This is a genomic window from Streptomyces sp. NPDC047028 (assembly GCF_040644095.1).
In the GTDB taxonomy this organism is placed as follows: Bacteria; Actinomycetota; Actinomycetes; order Streptomycetales; family Streptomycetaceae; genus Streptomyces.
Map to the genome: position 1 here is coordinate 46,144 of NZ_JBEYVS010000042.1, position 15,904 is coordinate 62,047.

Annotated in this window: 11 protein-coding genes and 2 pseudogenes; 6 read left to right on the forward strand and 7 right to left on the reverse strand. The window is 69.5% G+C overall.

The window, feature by feature from the left end; genetic code table 11:
• Window positions 1-107 precede the first annotated feature (107 nt).
• The 3 genes from ABZ854_RS29920 to ABZ854_RS29930 all read right to left on the reverse strand — a co-directional run bounded on the left by ABZ854_RS29920 (window position 108) and on the right by ABZ854_RS29930 (window position 4,044).
• Window positions 108-1,115, reverse strand: a complete 1,008-nt coding sequence (locus ABZ854_RS29920) for a sugar ABC transporter permease (RefSeq protein WP_361216842.1) — start codon at window positions 1,113-1,115, stop codon at window positions 108-110.
• A 1-nt stretch (window position 1,116) separates the two neighbouring features.
• A complete protein-coding gene (locus ABZ854_RS29925) occupies window positions 1,117-2,382 on the reverse strand; it encodes an extracellular solute-binding protein (RefSeq protein WP_361216845.1) in 1,266 nt (421 codons plus the stop codon).
• 138 nt (window positions 2,383-2,520) lie between these two features.
• On the reverse strand, window positions 2,521-4,044 hold the full coding sequence (locus ABZ854_RS29930) for an ROK family transcriptional regulator (protein ID WP_361216848.1): 1,524 nt from the start codon (window positions 4,042-4,044) through the stop codon (window positions 2,521-2,523).
• Between the two features lie 72 nt (window positions 4,045-4,116).
• On the opposite strand from ABZ854_RS29930, the gene ABZ854_RS29935 reads away from it, so the two are divergent.
• On the forward strand, window positions 4,117-5,391 hold the full coding sequence (locus tag ABZ854_RS29935; RefSeq protein WP_361216850.1) for a Gfo/Idh/MocA family oxidoreductase: 1,275 nt from the start codon (window positions 4,117-4,119) through the stop codon (window positions 5,389-5,391).
• Here the strand turns inward: ABZ854_RS29935 and ABZ854_RS29940 are convergent.
• Window positions 5,381-6,613 carry a PP2C family protein-serine/threonine phosphatase gene (locus ABZ854_RS29940; RefSeq protein WP_361216853.1) on the reverse strand — a complete coding sequence of 411 codons (1,233 nt, stop codon included), beginning with the start codon at window positions 6,611-6,613 and terminating at the stop codon, window positions 5,381-5,383. The genes ABZ854_RS29935 and ABZ854_RS29940 overlap by 11 nt on opposite strands.
• A gap of 585 nt (window positions 6,614-7,198) precedes the next feature.
• Between ABZ854_RS29940 and ABZ854_RS29945 the strand changes: the two are divergent.
• Window positions 7,199-7,443 (forward strand): annotated as a pseudogene (locus ABZ854_RS29945) (transposase family protein); the annotation flags it as partial.
• Between the two features lie 554 nt (window positions 7,444-7,997).
• Here the strand turns inward: ABZ854_RS29945 and ABZ854_RS29950 are convergent.
• From ABZ854_RS29950 to ABZ854_RS29960, 3 genes are all read right to left on the reverse strand, one after another.
• Window positions 7,998-9,533: an AMP-binding protein gene (locus ABZ854_RS29950; protein ID WP_361216856.1), complete on the reverse strand. Its 1,536-nt coding sequence runs from the start codon at window positions 9,531-9,533 to the stop codon at window positions 7,998-8,000.
• A gap of 814 nt (window positions 9,534-10,347) precedes the next feature.
• Entirely contained in the window at window positions 10,348-11,544 is a 1,197-nt protein-coding gene (locus tag ABZ854_RS29955; protein WP_361216859.1) for a macrolide family glycosyltransferase, read from the reverse strand.
• 64 nt (window positions 11,545-11,608) lie between these two features.
• Entirely contained in the window at window positions 11,609-12,262 is a 654-nt protein-coding gene (locus ABZ854_RS29960; protein WP_361216862.1) for a CatB-related O-acetyltransferase, read from the reverse strand.
• 99 nt (window positions 12,263-12,361) lie between these two features.
• Here ABZ854_RS29960 and ABZ854_RS29965 point away from each other — a divergent pair.
• From ABZ854_RS29965 to ABZ854_RS29980, 4 genes and pseudogenes are all read left to right on the forward strand, one after another.
• A pseudogene (locus ABZ854_RS29965) lies at window positions 12,362-12,457 on the forward strand (TetR family transcriptional regulator); the annotation flags it as partial.
• 966 nt (window positions 12,458-13,423) lie between these two features.
• Window positions 13,424-14,185: a G1 family glutamic endopeptidase gene (locus tag ABZ854_RS29970; protein ID WP_361216865.1), complete on the forward strand. Its 762-nt coding sequence runs from the start codon at window positions 13,424-13,426 to the stop codon at window positions 14,183-14,185.
• 516 nt (window positions 14,186-14,701) lie between these two features.
• The gene (locus tag ABZ854_RS29975) at window positions 14,702-14,869 is read left to right on the forward strand and encodes a hypothetical protein (RefSeq protein ID WP_361216868.1); all 168 of its coding nucleotides are present in this window, start codon (window positions 14,702-14,704) and stop codon (window positions 14,867-14,869) included.
• Window positions 14,870-15,141: 272 nt separating this feature from the next.
• Window positions 15,142-15,735, forward strand: a complete 594-nt coding sequence (locus ABZ854_RS29980) for a hypothetical protein (RefSeq protein WP_361216871.1) — start codon at window positions 15,142-15,144, stop codon at window positions 15,733-15,735.
• Window positions 15,736-15,904: the final 169 nt, after the last annotated feature.

Below are 15,904 nucleotides of genomic sequence, written 5' to 3' on the forward strand. Positions count from 1 at the left end.
TGGACGAGCGCCCGCGGGCGCGGCGGGGAGAGCGGAGGGAGCCGGGGGAACTGGGGGAGCCGGGGGAACTGGGGGAGCCGGGGGAACTGGGGGAGCCGGGGGAGCCCTCACGCATAGTGGACCCACCTCTTCTGGAGCCGGAACTGGAGCGCGGTCAGCGCGATGATCAGCAGGAGCAGCACCATCACGATGGCCGCCGCGTAGCCGCGGTCGTTGGTGACGAAGGCGCGGTCGTAGAAGAGCGAGACGACGGTCTCCAGCCGGGGGAACGCGGGGTTGGAGCGGGCGCCCGTCCCGGAGCCGGCCATGATGTAGACCAGGTCGAACAGTTGCAGCGAGCCGATCACCGAGATCACCGAGACGAAGAACGCGGTGGGCGACAGCAGCGGGATGGTGATCCGGAAGAACTGCCGGACGGGTCCGGCGCCGTCCACCGAGGCGGCCTCGTAGTACTCCTTGGGGATGGCCTGCATCCCCGCCAGGAAGATGATCAGGTTGTAGCCCAGGCTGCTCCAGATGCCGACGACGACCAGTGCGTACATCGCGACCCGGGGGTCGGAGACCCAGTTGGGCCCGTGCACGCCGATCAGCGACAGCAGGTAGTTGATCAGGCCGTAGTTCCCGTTGTAGAGCCACCGCCAGACCATCGCGACGGCCACCGGCATGGTGACCACCGGGAGGAAGAACAGCGTGCGGTAGAAGCCGGTGCCGCGCATGCCCTCCCGGTTCAGCAGCGCCGCGAAGACGACGGCGAGCGGGATGGAGAGCAGCCCGAGCCCGGTGTAGAGCAGGGTGTTGAGCATCGCCCGGCCGAACTCCGAGTCGTGCAGCAGCCGCGAGTAGTTCGCGAGTCCGGTCCAGGTGTGGCCGCCGAACGGACCCCAGGCGGTGAACGAGAAGTACGCGGTCTGCACGACCGGCCAGAGGTAGAAGACCACGAGTCCGAGCCCGGTCGGGGCGATGAAGGCGTAGCCCCACAGGGCCTCGGTGACGCGGTCCCGGCGCAGGCGGGGGCGGGGTGCTGGTACCGGGCGCCGGCCCGCCCCGCCCGGGCCGGAGGCCGTGCCACCGTGCTCGGCGTGCGGGACGGCCCCCGGGTCGGTGGTGGTGATCATGTCACTCCTTGGCGAGCTTGGCGTTCATCGCCGCCGCGAGGCCGGCGGCGGCCTTGTCGAGCGACTCGTCGCCGTTCCACGCCTTGGTGAGGTACGTCAGCTCGTCCTCGTTCCAGGCCGCGGTGTTCTTGGACACCGGGTAGGGGACGCCGTAGGGGACCTCGTCCAGGAAGGCCTGGAGGTTGAACTGCGGGTGCGCCTTGACCCAGTTGGCCTGGGTGTTGTTGTAGGCCGGGATGGGCCCGTTCTTGCCGAGGATGTCGGCGGCCTGCTCGGAGCCGAGGAAGCGGACGAACTGCCATGCCTGGTCGGCGTGGCTGGTCTTGGAGGAGACCACGTTGGCCACACCGTGGATGACGGTGGCCTTCTTCTCGCCCTTGGGCAGCGCGGCGACGTCCACCCGGGACTTGGTGTAGGCGTTGCCGCCGAACTCGGCGGCGTCCCACGAACCGCCCCAGTACATGGCGATCTTGCCGGCCTCGAAGAGCTGGAGCGGAGTGGTGTCCGTCATCGTCTTGAGGTCCGGGGACTGCTTCTTCTTGATCAGGTCGGTCCAGAAGCGCAGGCCTTTGATGGTCTTGGGGTTGTCGTAGCCGGACTTCTTGCCGTCCTTGGAGATGACGTACCCGCCGGCCTGGGCGATGGTGTTGTACTGGTACTCCTGGAAGCTGGTCAGCTCGGCGTCGGCGCCGTAGATCCCCTTGGAGCGGTCGGTCAGCTTCGCCGCGTCCCGCTGGAAGTCCGCCCAGGTCCAGCCGTCCTTGGGGTACGGGATCTTCTTCTGGTCGAAGAGCGTCTTGTTGTACCAGACGCCGATGGTGTCGAAGTCCTTGGGCAGGCCGTAGTGGTGGCCCTGGTAGCTGTAGAGGTCCACCAGCTGCTTGGGGTAGTTCGCCAGGCTGACCTTGTCCTTGGCGATCTGGGCGTCCAGCGGGCGGATCACGCCGTTGGACGCGTACAGCTGGAAGTTGGGCCCGTTCATCCAGAAGACGTCGGGGGCCGCGCCGCCGGTGGCGGCTGCCTTGAGTTTCGTCCAGTAGTCGGCCCACGGGGTGACCTGGACGTTCACATGGATGTTCGGGTGTGTTCTGGTGAAGGCGGCGGCCAACTGGTCCATGGCCTTCTTCTGGGTGGCGTCCCAGACGCCGTACGACAGCGTGACCTTGCCGCCGCTTGTGGAGGCCGAGTTGCCTCCGCCGCTCGAGCACGCCGAGGCGGTCAGGACCACCCCGAGCAGAACCGCACCCAACCGCGTCGACTTCCGCATCCTGGTCCTCCCGGTGTACGGGGCGCCGGTCGCCGGCGCCCACGTCTCAGGACGGCTCCCGGGCACGCTGGGCACCCGGGACCGTCAAGCTGAGAGATATGATGGAGTCCAGGCAAATTAAGTCAAGACACGCGACGGTTACGAACTTCTGGGACGGCTGCGCGGGAAGTGCTCCGCGGCGGCGATCCCATCCCCTTCGCGCAGCCCACGGTCGATGTGGTCCAGCGCCAGGCGCAACGCCCCTAGGGCCACCCCCTCGTCGCCGAACTCGGAGACCCGCACCTCGGGGGTGCGGATGCACCACCGGTCCAGCTCCCGGCGGAGCGGCTCCACGATCAGGTCGGCCGAGCGGGAGAAGCCCCCGCCCACCACGACCAGTTCGGGGTCGAGGGTGAGCACCAGGGCCGCGGCGCCCACCGCCAGGTCGCGGACGTAGCGCCGCACCACGGCGGCGGCCCGGCGGTCACCCGCCCGGGCTGCCCGGAAGACCTCCTCGACGGCCGCGTCGACATCCTCGACAGGCGGGGCGGTACGGTCCCCACGGCGAGCCCGGCCACGTCCTCCGCCCTGGTCGTCACCTTGGCCAACACCCTGGTCGGCGCCCTGCGGCCGGTTCGGAAGCCCGGCCGGGAGCCCGGCGGCCGCACCGGCGTCCCCGCCCGGCCCCCCGCCCTCCGCGCCGTCGGCGACACCGTTGTCCCCGCCCGCCGCGCCGCCGTTGTCCCCGGCCTCCGCGCCACCGACGACACCGTTGTCCCCGACCCCGGAACGACCCCCGGCACCGGTACCGCCCCCGGCCCGCGGCCCGGCACCGGAGTCCGCGCCGACCCCGGCGTCCACGCCAGCGCCCGCACCTGCCCCGGCGGCCGCCGGCGGCCAGGACTGCAGATGCTCCTGGGCCCTGATCCACCCGGAGGCCGGCAGTGCCCCGATCTCCCCGGCCGCGTTGCCGAAGCCGCGGTGCAGCTTGCCGTCGATGATCAGGCCGGTGCCGGTCCGGAGCCCGGCAAGCAGCACCACCACGTCCTTGGCGTAGCGGGCCACCCCGCACCAGGACTCGGCCAGCGCCGCCAGCTTGCTGTCGTTCTCCACCAGCACCGGTGCGGGCACCAGCCGTCCGAGGTGTGCGGCGACGTCCACCCCGGTCCATTCCGGAAGCGCCTCGGAGAGCATCACCTTCCCGGTGGCGTCCACCAGGCCGGTGGTGGCGGCGCCGACCGCCCACACCTCGCCGGCGGCGAGCCCGGCGCCGGCCAGTGCCTCGCGGACCGCCCGGTCCACGGCGGCGAGCCGCTGGCGGCGCCCCAGTCGCGGGGTGACGGCCACCCGGACGCTGTGCAGCACCGTGCCGTCCAGGTCGGCGACCAGGGCGAGCACCTTGTGGCCGCCGATGTCGACGCCCAGTACCCGTCCGGCGTCGGCCCGGAAGCGGTAGCGGCGGGCCGGCCTGCCCACCGTGCCGGCGGCGGCGGGAGCCTCGGCCACCCAGCCGCGTCCGAGCAGCTCGCGCACCACGTCCTCGGTGGAGGCGCGGGAGAGCCCGGTCCGTTTCGCCAGCTCGGTGAGCGTCAGGGCGGGTTCGCCGCGCAGCGCGTTGATCACCGCGAGCGAGTTGAGCTGCCGGAGGCGGGAAAGGTCGCCCCCGCTCAGGTCTTCGGTCACCGCTCCCCCTTGAGCTTGGCTACGTTGCCGCTAATAATGAGGGACTCCTGTGTTATTTCCGGAAGGAATGCCATGCCTCGGGTGACTCTAGCTCTCGTCGGCGCCGGGCTGCGCGGACAGTCGTACGCCCGCCACGCCGTGGCCGCAGGGACCGGCCAGGTGGTCGCGGTGGCCGAGCCCGACCCGTCCCGGCGCGTGGCGGCCGCGGCCGAATTCGGCATCCCGGAGGACCGGGTGTTCGCCGACTGGACCCAGTTGGCGGCGGCCGGCCGCCTCGCGGACGCCGCGATCATCGCGACCCAGGACCAGCAGCACACCGACCCGGCGGTGCTACTGGCCGACCTCGGCTACCACCTGCTCGTGGAGAAGCCGATGGCCACCAGCGAGACGGAGGCCGCCGCGATAGCCGAGGCCGCCGACCGCAACGGCATTCTGCTCGCCGTCTGCCACGTGCTGCGCTACACGCCCTACACCAGGGCGATCAAGCGGCTGCTCGCGGAGGACCGGATCGGCCGGCTGGTCAGTGTGCAGCACCTGGAGCCGGTGGGCTGGTGGCACCACGCCCACTCCTTCGTCCGCGGGCACTGGCGGCGCCAGGACACCTCCGCCCCGATGCTGCTGACGAAGGCGTGCCACGACATCGACTGGCTGGTCCACCTCTTCGGGCGGCTGCCGCGGAGCGTCAGCTCATTCGGCAGCCTGACGCACTTCCGGGCCGACCAGCGGCCCGCCGGGGCGGCGTCGCGCTGCACCCGGTGCCCGCTGGAGCCGACCTGCCCGTACTCCGCCAAGCGGCTCTACCTGGACTGCCTCGGCGACCCGGAGCGGGAGTTCTGGCCGCTGTCGGCCGTCACCGAGCAGCACACCGAGGAGGGCGTCCTCGCCGCGCTGGACAGCGGGCCCTACGGGCGGTGCGTGTACGAGTGCGACAACGACGTCGTGGACCACCAGGTGGTGACCATGGAGTTCGCGGACGGCGCGACCTGCTCGTTCACGATGAGCGCCTTCACCCCGATGGAACACCGCCGGACCCGCCTGATGGGCACGCACGGCTTCGTGGACGGGGACGGCCGCACCCTGCGGCTGGTCGACTTCCGGACCGGTACGGAGGAGGTCGTCGACACCCTGACGGAGGACGGCCCCTCCGCGGCGGACGGGCACGGAGGCGGCGACGAGGCGCTCACCGAGGCCTTCCTGGCCGCCGTGGCCACCGGCGACGCCTCACTGGTCCACTCGGATGCGGGCCAGAGCCTGGCGACACACCGAGTGGTGTGGGCGGCCGAACGCGCCAGGACGACCGGCAGCGTGGTCGACCTGTCCTCCCGCGAGGCGGCGGTCACCCCGTGACTGCCCCACCGGAAGGCCGCTCCGCCGGGCGGCCGAACCGGTCGGCCAGGAGCATCGCCACGTCGTCCGCCAGATCCCCGCCGGTGTGACGGCGCAGCGCCTGGTGCAGTCGCTCCAGAGATTCCGCCGGGCCGGGGCCGGCACCTATCCCCTCCATGGCCTCCGGCAGCGCGAAGAACGCACCGTCGGCATCGCGGGCCTCGATCACCCCGTCCGTATAGAGGAGCAGACGGTCACCGGGGTCGAACGGATGGCTCTCAGCCTTCTCCGGAAGATCGGTGACGAGGTCTTCGAGCCCGAGAGGCGGCGACGGCGAGCCCGCGTCGAGTAGCGCGGCCTTCCCCCCGTGCAGGAGGAGCGGCGGGGGATGACCGCGATTGACCAGTCGCACCCCGGGTTCGTCCGACACCTGCGCGATGAGCGCCGTGGTGAACCCCTCCAGCAGAGTCTCCTGACCATAGGCACCGGGCACGGTGAGTTCCCGGCGCAGCGCGGCCGCGCACCGGTTCATGACCTCGACCAGATCGTCCTCGTAGTGCACGGCTTCCCGGAACGCGCCCAGGATCACGGCGACGGCTCGCACCGCGGTCAGCCCCTTGCCCCGGACGTCCCCGACGATCATCCGGACGCCGTACCGCGTCTGCACCGCCTCGTACAGGTCACCGCCCACCCGCGCCCCGGTTCCGGCCGCGAGGCACAGACTGCCGACCCGCAGCGGCCCCAGACATGCGGGCACGGGCCGCAGTACCACGTCCTGAGCCGCCACGGCGATGCGCCGGACCTGGTCCAGCTCCCTCTGTCTGCGCTCTTGCATGGCGCGGCTGGTGACGAAACCGGCGACGGTGACCAGACCCAGAGCCAGGAAGTTGCTGTAGACCTGCAGCGTGCCCCATGCCTCGTTGTAGGTCGCGGTCGTCGCACTGATCGTCACCGCCAGACTCGCCGCCACAGTGGTACCCACGGGCCCCAGCGTCACCGCCGCCAGCGCCGGCACCGCGGTGAGGAAGGGCCCGGTGTAGATGAAGTGTGCAGGCGTGAGTTCGATGACCAGCACGGCCAGCGCGATCAGAAAGGGCACACACTGCATCAGCGTGAACAGGACCCGGTTGTGACCGCCCGGGCCCGGTATCGAGGGCGAACACAAGAGCGCTTTCATGCGCTCAGCCTGCCTTGCCGAAAGCCGAGGCTCCACCCCACCGACCGCTTCGGCCAACCCGGGCAACCGGCACACCTTGCCCGAACCAGACCTGATTCCCCCTAATACCTGCGGTTTCTCCGTTTTCATGCCTATAGCTGCCTTTACGAGCAGCGTGAGCGATCACGCATCCAACCTGACGGACGACCGGCGAAATACTTGACGTCCTCGCGCCGTCCACACATGCACGGTGCAGACCGTCACGGTCGTGGGACACGCGGTGGTCAGGACGATGCTCATCGGTTCTTCCTCGTTGTGCCGGTAGTGCTCGCCGCAGCCTTTCGGCGTCGCAGCCGTACGACGTGCCGCGGCCACGGAATGGGCGGCGTCAGCCGAGGAGGTCGCGTTCGACCAGGTAGGCGCGCATGCGCTGGTACTCGGTGAGCGTGCAGGACCGGATTCCTCCGGTGCATCGCCCGGCATGGCGCCGGCCGGCCAGCTCTCCCGCGGGTCCCTCAAGGGGCGTAGACGCGTACCACGTACCACCGCAACCTCTTCAACCGCATGATCGGACAGCTATACCACTGCCTCCAGAACCGCAAGCTGTTCGACGAACGCACCGCCTTCCCCATCGAACTCGCTGCCGCAGCTTGACGAGTTCAACCCTGAGGCATCTGGATACTCCCGTTCACCGGGCTCTCAGCGCGAGCACGTTCGGGAAGCTGGTGACGGTCTGCGGCGCGAGGGTGCGGACGCGGGTCCGCAGGGGCCGGCGGTGGAGCCTTCCGCTGGAGGACCGGGCTCTGCTGGTCGCGGCGTACTGGCGCAGGAACCTGACCATGTGGCAGCTCGCCCCACTGTTCGGGGTGTCCGGGTCGGCGGCCGACCGGATCATCGACCCGCTTGGGCCGATGATCGGTGGAGGTCCCGGCGGCCAGGACGGACGTCAACGCCCGCGCCCAGGAGGAGGCCGGCCCGTGGTGCGGCGGCACGGGCCGGGCGGCTGTGGATGGACAAGGCGCCCGAGCCGGTGCGACGACGGCCCCGCCCGGTCAAGAACTACCTGACCGGCATCGTCTCCCGGGTGTAGGCGGCGAACACGGTCCTCACGCAGAACAGGCGTCTCTACACGGTCCGGAACAAACCCGTGTTCCTGATGCGTGGCGTGCTGCCCGCCTGGCGTGAGTTCGAGCCCGGCATGTCCGAGACGACGTGCGCATGCTGGAACAGAACCTCGCCGAACTCGGCTCCACCGGCTTCACCGTGGAGCGGAGGCGGAGGACGACAAGCTCTCCGGCAGGACGCAGTACGCGGTCAAACGCCGGCAGAAGAACAACGGCCGGCCGGTGAACGGAAATTCGTGTATCAGACCCGCACGCCGGGCGAGCCGCCTGGCCGCGAGAGACTTGGAGCCACGGCACCAGTCACCGGCGGGTTGGGCTCGCATCCCTGCCCTCCGCGGCGAGCATGATCAGGCGTGGGCCATGGCGCGTCGGCGCAGCTCCTTCTTGTCCGGCTTGCCCACGTCGGTGAGAGGCAGCTCGGCGGGGAAGGTGATGCGGGCCGGCTCGTACATGGAGCCGCGTTCGGCGCGCACATAGGCGCGGAGCTCGTCGGCACTGGTCTCGGCGCCGGGGACGAGCAGTACGGCGGCGTGGACGCGCTCCATGCGGTCCTCGTCGCGGACGCCGTAGACAGCGCTCTGCCGGACCTGTGGGTGGCTGTTGAGCAGATCCTCCAGTTCGGTCGTGTACACATGGCCGCCGACGACGACGATCATGTCCTTGAGGCGGTCCACGACGGTCAGGTAGCTGTCGCTGCCCCGGAACCCGATGTCGCCGGTGTGCAGCCAGCCGTTCTGAAGGACCTGGGCGGTGAGCTGCGGTTGCTTCCAGTAGCCCTGCATGACCATGGCGGAACGCACGACGATCTCGCCGTGTTCGCCGTCGGGAAGCGCATTCCCGGCATCGTCCCGGATTTCGACCTCGACCCCGTCCAGGATCCTGCCCGCGCTACGCAGCCGCTCGGGGCGAGCGTGGTCGTCCGGGGTGAGGATGCTGATGAGTCCTGCCTCGTTCTGCCCGTATCCCTGCGTCAGCACGGGACCGAGGCGGCCCACGGCGTCGGAGAGGCGTGCGGGGGATGCCTGACAGCCGCCGTAGAGCACCTGGCGCAGCGTCGACGTGTCGGTGTGGTCCATGCGGGGATGGTCGAGCAGTTGGTAGAGGAGGGGCGGCAGCAGCCACAGGTGGGTGATGCGCTCACGCTCGATGGTCCCGAGCACCTGCCCCGCCTCGAAGTCGTCGAGCATGACCACGGCGCCGCCCGACTCCAGCACAGCGTCGGTGAGCATCCCGGCCGCGTGGGCGATGGTGGTGGCGACGAGCTGGCGGCGTGTGGAGGCCGCGTCGTTGCCGAGCGGGCGCGCGGCACGCTGCGCCTGCACCTGCCGGTAGGTGGTGCATATGCCCTTCGGATGGCCGGTGGTGCCGCCGGTGTGCCGGATGGCGCAAATGTCGTCGGGCTGCGCCTGGCTCACGAAGGACTCTTCGGACTGGTGCGCGGCGAGCGCCAACAGATCCTCGCCCGTTTCGGTCGGGCCAAGTACCAGCACCGACTTGACCGGCACGGACTCGGTGATCTCGGCGGCCCGGTCGGTCATCCGCGGGTCGACGACGAGTGCCCTGGTCTCCACATCACGCACGATCGCGGCCTGCACGTCGCAGGCGAGCCTGCTGTACAGGTGGTTGACCCGGGCGCCGATCAGATTGGCCGCATACCGCGTGGCCACAGACTCCGGCAGGTTGCCGCTGAGCAGTGTGACCGTCTGGCCGCGCTCGACCCCCTGCGCCTGCATGGCTCGCGCCATCCGGAGCGCCAAGGCACGCAACTGCCCCGCGGTGACCCGGTGATCGCCGTACACCAACGCCTCACGGTCGGGGTGTGCCCGCAGGGCGTCGAGGATGTGCTCCACATGGCTGCGGAAGTGGGGGGCGGCATTCGGCATGTGTGATCCTCCTGAGCCCGTACACGTGGGTGCGCGCGGGTGTGTTCGTTGTGCATGTGGGGGGCGGGAGCCGGATACTTCGTGACATCGGTCACGCCGGACCTGCTCCGCGTGGGGTGGCCGCCGCACGCCTGCAAAGGTTGCCTGGGCCAACCATGTATCGACTCTAGGACCTCATGCCGATCAGTACCAACTCCGGTGTGGGATCGGCACGGCAACCGTCCGCGGTACGCCTGCCGCATGGTCCGTGGCGGGAGCGCTTTACATCCTGTCTCCGGGTGGTACTTCCTCGGTAACGGTGCGATGTGGCCCCCGAAGCCGTGGCCTGTCGAAGGGGCTTCGCGGCCCTTGAGCGCGGGTGAGTCCGCGGGCCGGCCATGGGTGGTCGGACGGTCCCGACAGGCGCGACAGCCCGCTGGACCTTCGGCCTGACTATTGACCCCGTGATCATTTTGAGTGCGCGCGGGGTGCTCGCCGAGGACGACCGCCAGGGATGCCGCGCGGTGCCGCTGCGTCCCTGCTCCCCGGGGTGGTCGGCCTGACCGGACTCCGGACAACTCATCCGACCGCCGGTCGAGCAGCCGGCCATCACGAGTGAGGCCGCCCGCCGCCTACCGAGTTCGGCCTGCCGCCGGACCTGTAGGACGTCTGAGGGGCCGAGCCTGGACGCATCGTGGACGTGCCCCCGGCCATCTTCAGCGAACTGAGTCGCTGCCCGACCGTCCCGCCCTCGGCGGTGATCTCCCCGTGCGTGTCCTGCAGGCGCCGTCCTCGGCTGAGGACGGCGCCGGCCGGGGAAGGGAAGCGGCAGCGCTCAGAGCGCGGAGCCCTCGGCGGCGGACAGCATGTTCTCAATGAGGTCGGCAGCGTGCGAGGTGCCGCCCTCGGCCTGGGCGGCGGTCTGCAACTGCTGGGACCGGCCGACGCGTTCCGGATCCGTGAGCAGCTCGTTCAGCGCCGTGCGAAGCGTCTCGACGGTGGCGTCAGCGGTGTCCACACGGCGGGCGACGCCGAGTTCCACGAGCCGGTCGGCGTTCATGAACTGCTCGGCTCCCTGCGGCACGGCAATCATGGGAACGCCGGCGAGGAGCCCTTCGCCGCAGCTGCCCATGCCGGCGTGGGTGACGAAGGCGTCGGCCTGTTCCAGGATCGCCGGCTGCGGGACCCAGGAGTGCACTTCGACGTTGGGCGGGATGGTGCCGAGTTCCTCGGGGTCGGTGTACTTGCCGATCTGGAGTACGACGTGCCAGCCGGGCAGGTCGCCGAAGGCCGCGATGCACTGGCGGTAGAACGCCGGCTGCCGCGTGTACGCCGACCCGAGCGAGATCAGCAGCACGTTGTCCGCGGCCGCCGGGCGGGTCCACCCTTCCGTGTCCGCTCGGGTGTCGAAGCAGGGGCCTACGAAGGTCACCGTGTCGGTGTCGACTCGATCGGCGTGCGGCTGCATCGCTCTCGGGATCAGGGCGAGGGCCCGGGCGGGCGGCCCGGAGAAGGCGTCTACGTCCGTGGTGGTCGCACCGCAGCCGGCGAGCCACCGTGCGAACCTGTCCTGGTAGGCGTCGGCGCCCGGCAGCTTCCGCAGATGCGCCGCGACTTCCTCCTGGTAGCCGTCCCAGCCGACGAACGTCGGGGACAGCTGCACGAGGGTACGGCCCTGCGCTTCGGCGAGGGCGCGCGCGGCGTAGGCGCCGATGTCGTAGAGGTACAGGTCGGCCGGATCGTCGTCGTAGGCGGCTCGCAGTTGCGGGAGCGCCTGGACGGCGTCGTCGAGGAAGAGGCCGGCCGCGGCGATGGGATCGGCGGGCCAGTTGTTGTCCGCGAAGGGCAACGTGGAGGTGCAGGGGACCAGCTCCGCGCCGACGGACCCGATCCGGTCGGCGACGAACGGGTCGTTGGCGTAGGTGACCCGGTGCCCGCGGGTCACCAGCTCACGGATGAGCGCGAGGCTGGGCAGGACATGGCTGACGATGGGGACGCCGACCATCGCGATGTGGGCGCGGCGACGGGACATGGGTGACCACTCGTTTCTGGCGCAGGACGGGTGAGGATGTGGGAGGTGTGGCGAGGACGCGGTGTCAGGCCTGCTCGATCTGCCCGGCGACCTCCTCCAGGTCGGCGACGGTCCCCGACATGATCGTCCGTACATGCCTGGTGATGGACTGCACGGGCCAGTCCCACCACGCCACGGCGAGGAGCCGGGTGATGTCCGCAGCGTCGTAGCGGGTGCGGATGAGCCGGGCCGGGTTGCCGCCGACGATGCCGTAGTCGGGGACGTCTCCGGTGACCACGGCGCCGGCGGCGATGATCGCTCCGTGGCCGATCTGCACACCGGGCATGACCGTGGCACCGTGCCCGAACCACACGTCATTGCCGACTACCGTGTCGCCCCGGCCGGGCAGGCCGGTGATCAGGTCGAAGTGCTCCGCCCAGGAGCCCCCCATGGTGGGGAACGGGAAAGTGGAAGGACCGTCCATGCGATGGTTGGCGCCGTTCATGATGAACCGGGTGCCCGTCCCCAACGCGCAGTACTTGCCGATGACAAGCCGCTCGGGACCGTAGTGGTAGAGAACGTTGCGCGTCTCGAACGCGGTCGGGTCGTCCGGATCGTCGTAGTAGGAGAAGTCACCGACCTCGATCAACGGCGAAGTCACCAACGGCTTGAGCAGAACCACGCGCGGGTGCTCAGGCATCGGGTGAAGCACGGTGGGGTCAGCGGGCACGGGCTGCATCGCGGAGGCGGTTCCTCTCTAGCGGACCTAGAGCGACAACTGTTGCGTGAAGAAGCTGGCACAGCCCTGCCGCCATGATCAACCGGATACTCATCGCCGATGACAGACCCACCGGACACGACGTCGGACCGCCGTCCGGGCGGTCGCACCACCCGCATCCGCGCCCAGGTTCTCGACGCGGTGCGCGCCGAACTCCGTGGCCCTTGAGCGTGATAGTTGGCCCGTTGTGCGTTCCACTTGGCCTCCCGCAATGCTGCTGGCCATGCCCGAAGCCATCCGCCGTCCCAGGGCACCGTCCGCAACTACCACCTGTCGCCCGTCATCGCGAAGACGGCACGGGCAACCGGATGGTGGCGGTGCGAGCAGCCGGCGCCCGCCTGGGTCTGACCGCACGACCCGGCGCCACCAGCTGATCGCCGAACGCGGACGAGGCACGGCTCGAGCCCGGGCATCCCGCCGCGCCGACGAACTCGCCCACCATCAGCCCCACCACCGGCGTCAGGGCCTCTCGCCTGGCGACGGTGCGGTTCGGCGGCGTTGGTAGGCGACCGCGAGAGGCGATGGTGACAGGTCCCCATGCGCCGACGGGGGTGATGCACACCGTCGCAAGCGCGTGCCAGGTCTCGGTGGGTGTATCCGACGGATGGTGTTGGTGGCGACGTCATTGACTCTCGATCCCAAGGGCATCCTCCACCGACGCCGGACGAACGGCGGGAGACACCCCGCACCGCCCCCAACCCATCACTGAAGGATCTGAGTTGTGGGTCGTCTTCCGATGCGGGATCGACGACGCTAACCGCCTCGCCGGCGGCCCCGAGTCCATCCGCCGTTCAGCGTCTTCCCTGTCAACTACAGGGAAGAGGGAAGAGGCCGGTTGCCTCATCCTCATGCCGCTCCGGCGCCCGCGGATCCCTGCGGACTCGGCCCAAAGGCCGGCGGTGTACGACGGGGCGTGATCGGCCTTCTGGCCCGTCGGCTGGGCGGATTGGCCGTCAACATGCCTTATGCGGCCGCTACTTGGCAGGGCCTTTGCTATGAAAGCCCGCAAGGCGGGTGGCAACCGCACGCATTGTCTGCACACTGACAATCACGGGCGCACGTTTCCCCTCACTGGTGGCCGCCAGCTACGTCTGCACCGCGAGTCCCGCGAGAAGGAGCAGCATGTCTGCCACGATCCGCCTTGCCGCAGCCACAGCCGTAGCCGGCGCCGTCCTGTCCGCGCTGGCGACCTCCCCCGCAGCCGCCGTCGCCGCGCCGGCGCTGCTCATGAGCCCGGTCAGCGGTCACATCAGCAGCCACCACTTGGTCGGTGGCGTCAGGAACAGCACCAGCTCCAACTGGGCCGGGTACGCCGCGACCGGCACCACGTTCACCAGCGTCTCCGCCAGCTGGGTGCAGCCGGCGGTCAGCTGCACCAGATCGACCACGTACTCGTCGTTCTGGATCGGCATCGACGGCGACGGCAGCAACTCCGTGGAGCAGACGGGCACCGAAGCGGACTGCTCCAGTGGCAGGGCGGTCTACTCGTCCTGGTACGAGATGTACCCCGCGTACCCCGTCAACTACAGGAACTCGGTCAGCGCCGGTGACCACTTCAACTCCACGATCACCCGCAGCGGCACCAAGTACACGCTCACCCTCACGGACACCACCAAGGGGTGGACGAAGACAACGACCAAGACACAGAGCGGCCTGTCCAACGCATCCGCCGAGGTGATAGCCGAGGCGCCGTCCAGCTCTTCCGGCGTGCTCCCGCTGTCGAACTTTGGCACCGCGAGTTTCACCAACGCCACCGCCAACGGCCAGGCGATCGGCAATTACTCGCCCGACAGGATCAACATGGCGTCGGGCAGCACGACCAAGGCCACCACCTCCTCGCTGAGCGGCGGGGAGAGCTTCTCGGTCACCTACAACCACAGCTGAGCCGCGGCTCGCTTCGGCGGGGCGGTCCCGGGCACGCGCCGGGCCGCCCCGCTTTCCGGTCGTGGGCCGGTCCCGGCCACACTCATGGTCGGGGGCCCGGCCTTCCGGCCGCCGGCCCCAAAAGATCATGACCACGTCCTTCCGGGTGTCCGACGGGCACATACAGAAGGAATGGATGGGGCAGGGGAGTGGTACACGCCGTCATCGCCGAGCAGGCCGGTATCGAGGTACCGGTCGGCATCAAAGCAGTCGCGGGCAGCCGGTCTCTTCCATAAGCGCCTACCTGGCTCGTCCGGCGGCACCCCGGCGCAGGCATGCCGCGCAACGATGCCAACCGCCAGCATGGATTCGAGTCATCGACCGTCTCACTCGCGCCGAGGCCGAAACGGCCTTCAAGCCGCCGTATCCTCCGCCCGCGGTTGGCTGCGGGGCACTGAGTTCTCCAAGCTCCGGGCGATGAAGCAGCACCCGAGATCACACGTCTCGCCCGGCCGTCTCCGCCGCAGGACTTGACGAGTGCTTCTTGCGCTGGTGGCGGACGAAAACCTCACCGACCGTGCCCACGGACATGCCCAGCAAGCCCACCACGAACATCCACAAGGCCATCCGTTCCAGGCCGGGGAAGAGAAGAACACGCTGCCGACCAGGAATGTCGTGTTGCCGAAGCCACCGATCACCAGGTGAATCAGAGGAAAGTCCTGAAGCAGGTACCTCTCGAGTCGGGCCATCAAGCCCATCGATCTCCTCTTCCTCGGGTGGATGCTGCACTCCGATCGCTGCTCGCAGGGTGGATTCAACTGAGCCTCCACCAACTTGAATTCGCAGGTCAAAGGGCTGGTGTGCTCGTTGCTCGGGTGCTCGTGCTGGTCGCGGGCGTGAGTCCGCGCGGTAGATCGTCGTCTGATTCCGGCGGAGGCGGCTGCCAGGCAATCAGCGTGTTTCAGTACGGTTCCTCCATGGAAGATCAGCGTGATCAGGATGGGGCCAGTGTCCAGCTGGGCAGTGAGCAGGCCGCCGTGTCTGACTCCACCATGGTCGAGCGGACCGCACCGGACATGACCGTGTTTGCGTGCGCTGCCTGCGGCGCTGTGCTGACGGGGCCGCTGAAGCGTCTGCCAGCGGTGCCCGAGGCTCCCGACTACGCCTGGTGGGAGGCGGAGGAAATGGGGCCGTCGCCGGCCACTGTGCCGTCCGGCTGCTACGCGATCGAGACGGAACCGTACGGGCCGCCTCTCGTCGTTGCCGCAGCACCCGGCCCGGTGATGCCACGCCACGGAACTCACTACAACATCGACGGGCAACCACTGGTCTCGCAGGGGCCACGAGGCAATATCGTCATGAACCCGGATGACTGCCACGCGTTGACAACGCGGCACGCCTCCGCTGCATGCTGCGGGGCGACTCCCGATGGGGGACTGAACCAGGTCTGCGCCTGCGGCACACTGGTCGCGACCCTCTGCTCCGACTGCTGCCTGCCATATGAGCTGCACCTCTCACCCGACCACGTCCGAGCCTTGCCATCCCCTCTCAACCGGCTCGCACACGGCTGAGTCCGTGGATGGACCTGCCCGAGCACTTCGGCTCGTGGAAGGAGCCCACAACCGGCTGCGGAAGGAGGCCGGGTCTCCACGAAGCGCGGGTCGAGTTCGGCGTTGTCGACGTCGCGGGCCGCGTCCTCGGCACGCTTGGCGTTCTTGCGGATGCTGCGCACGAGCTCCT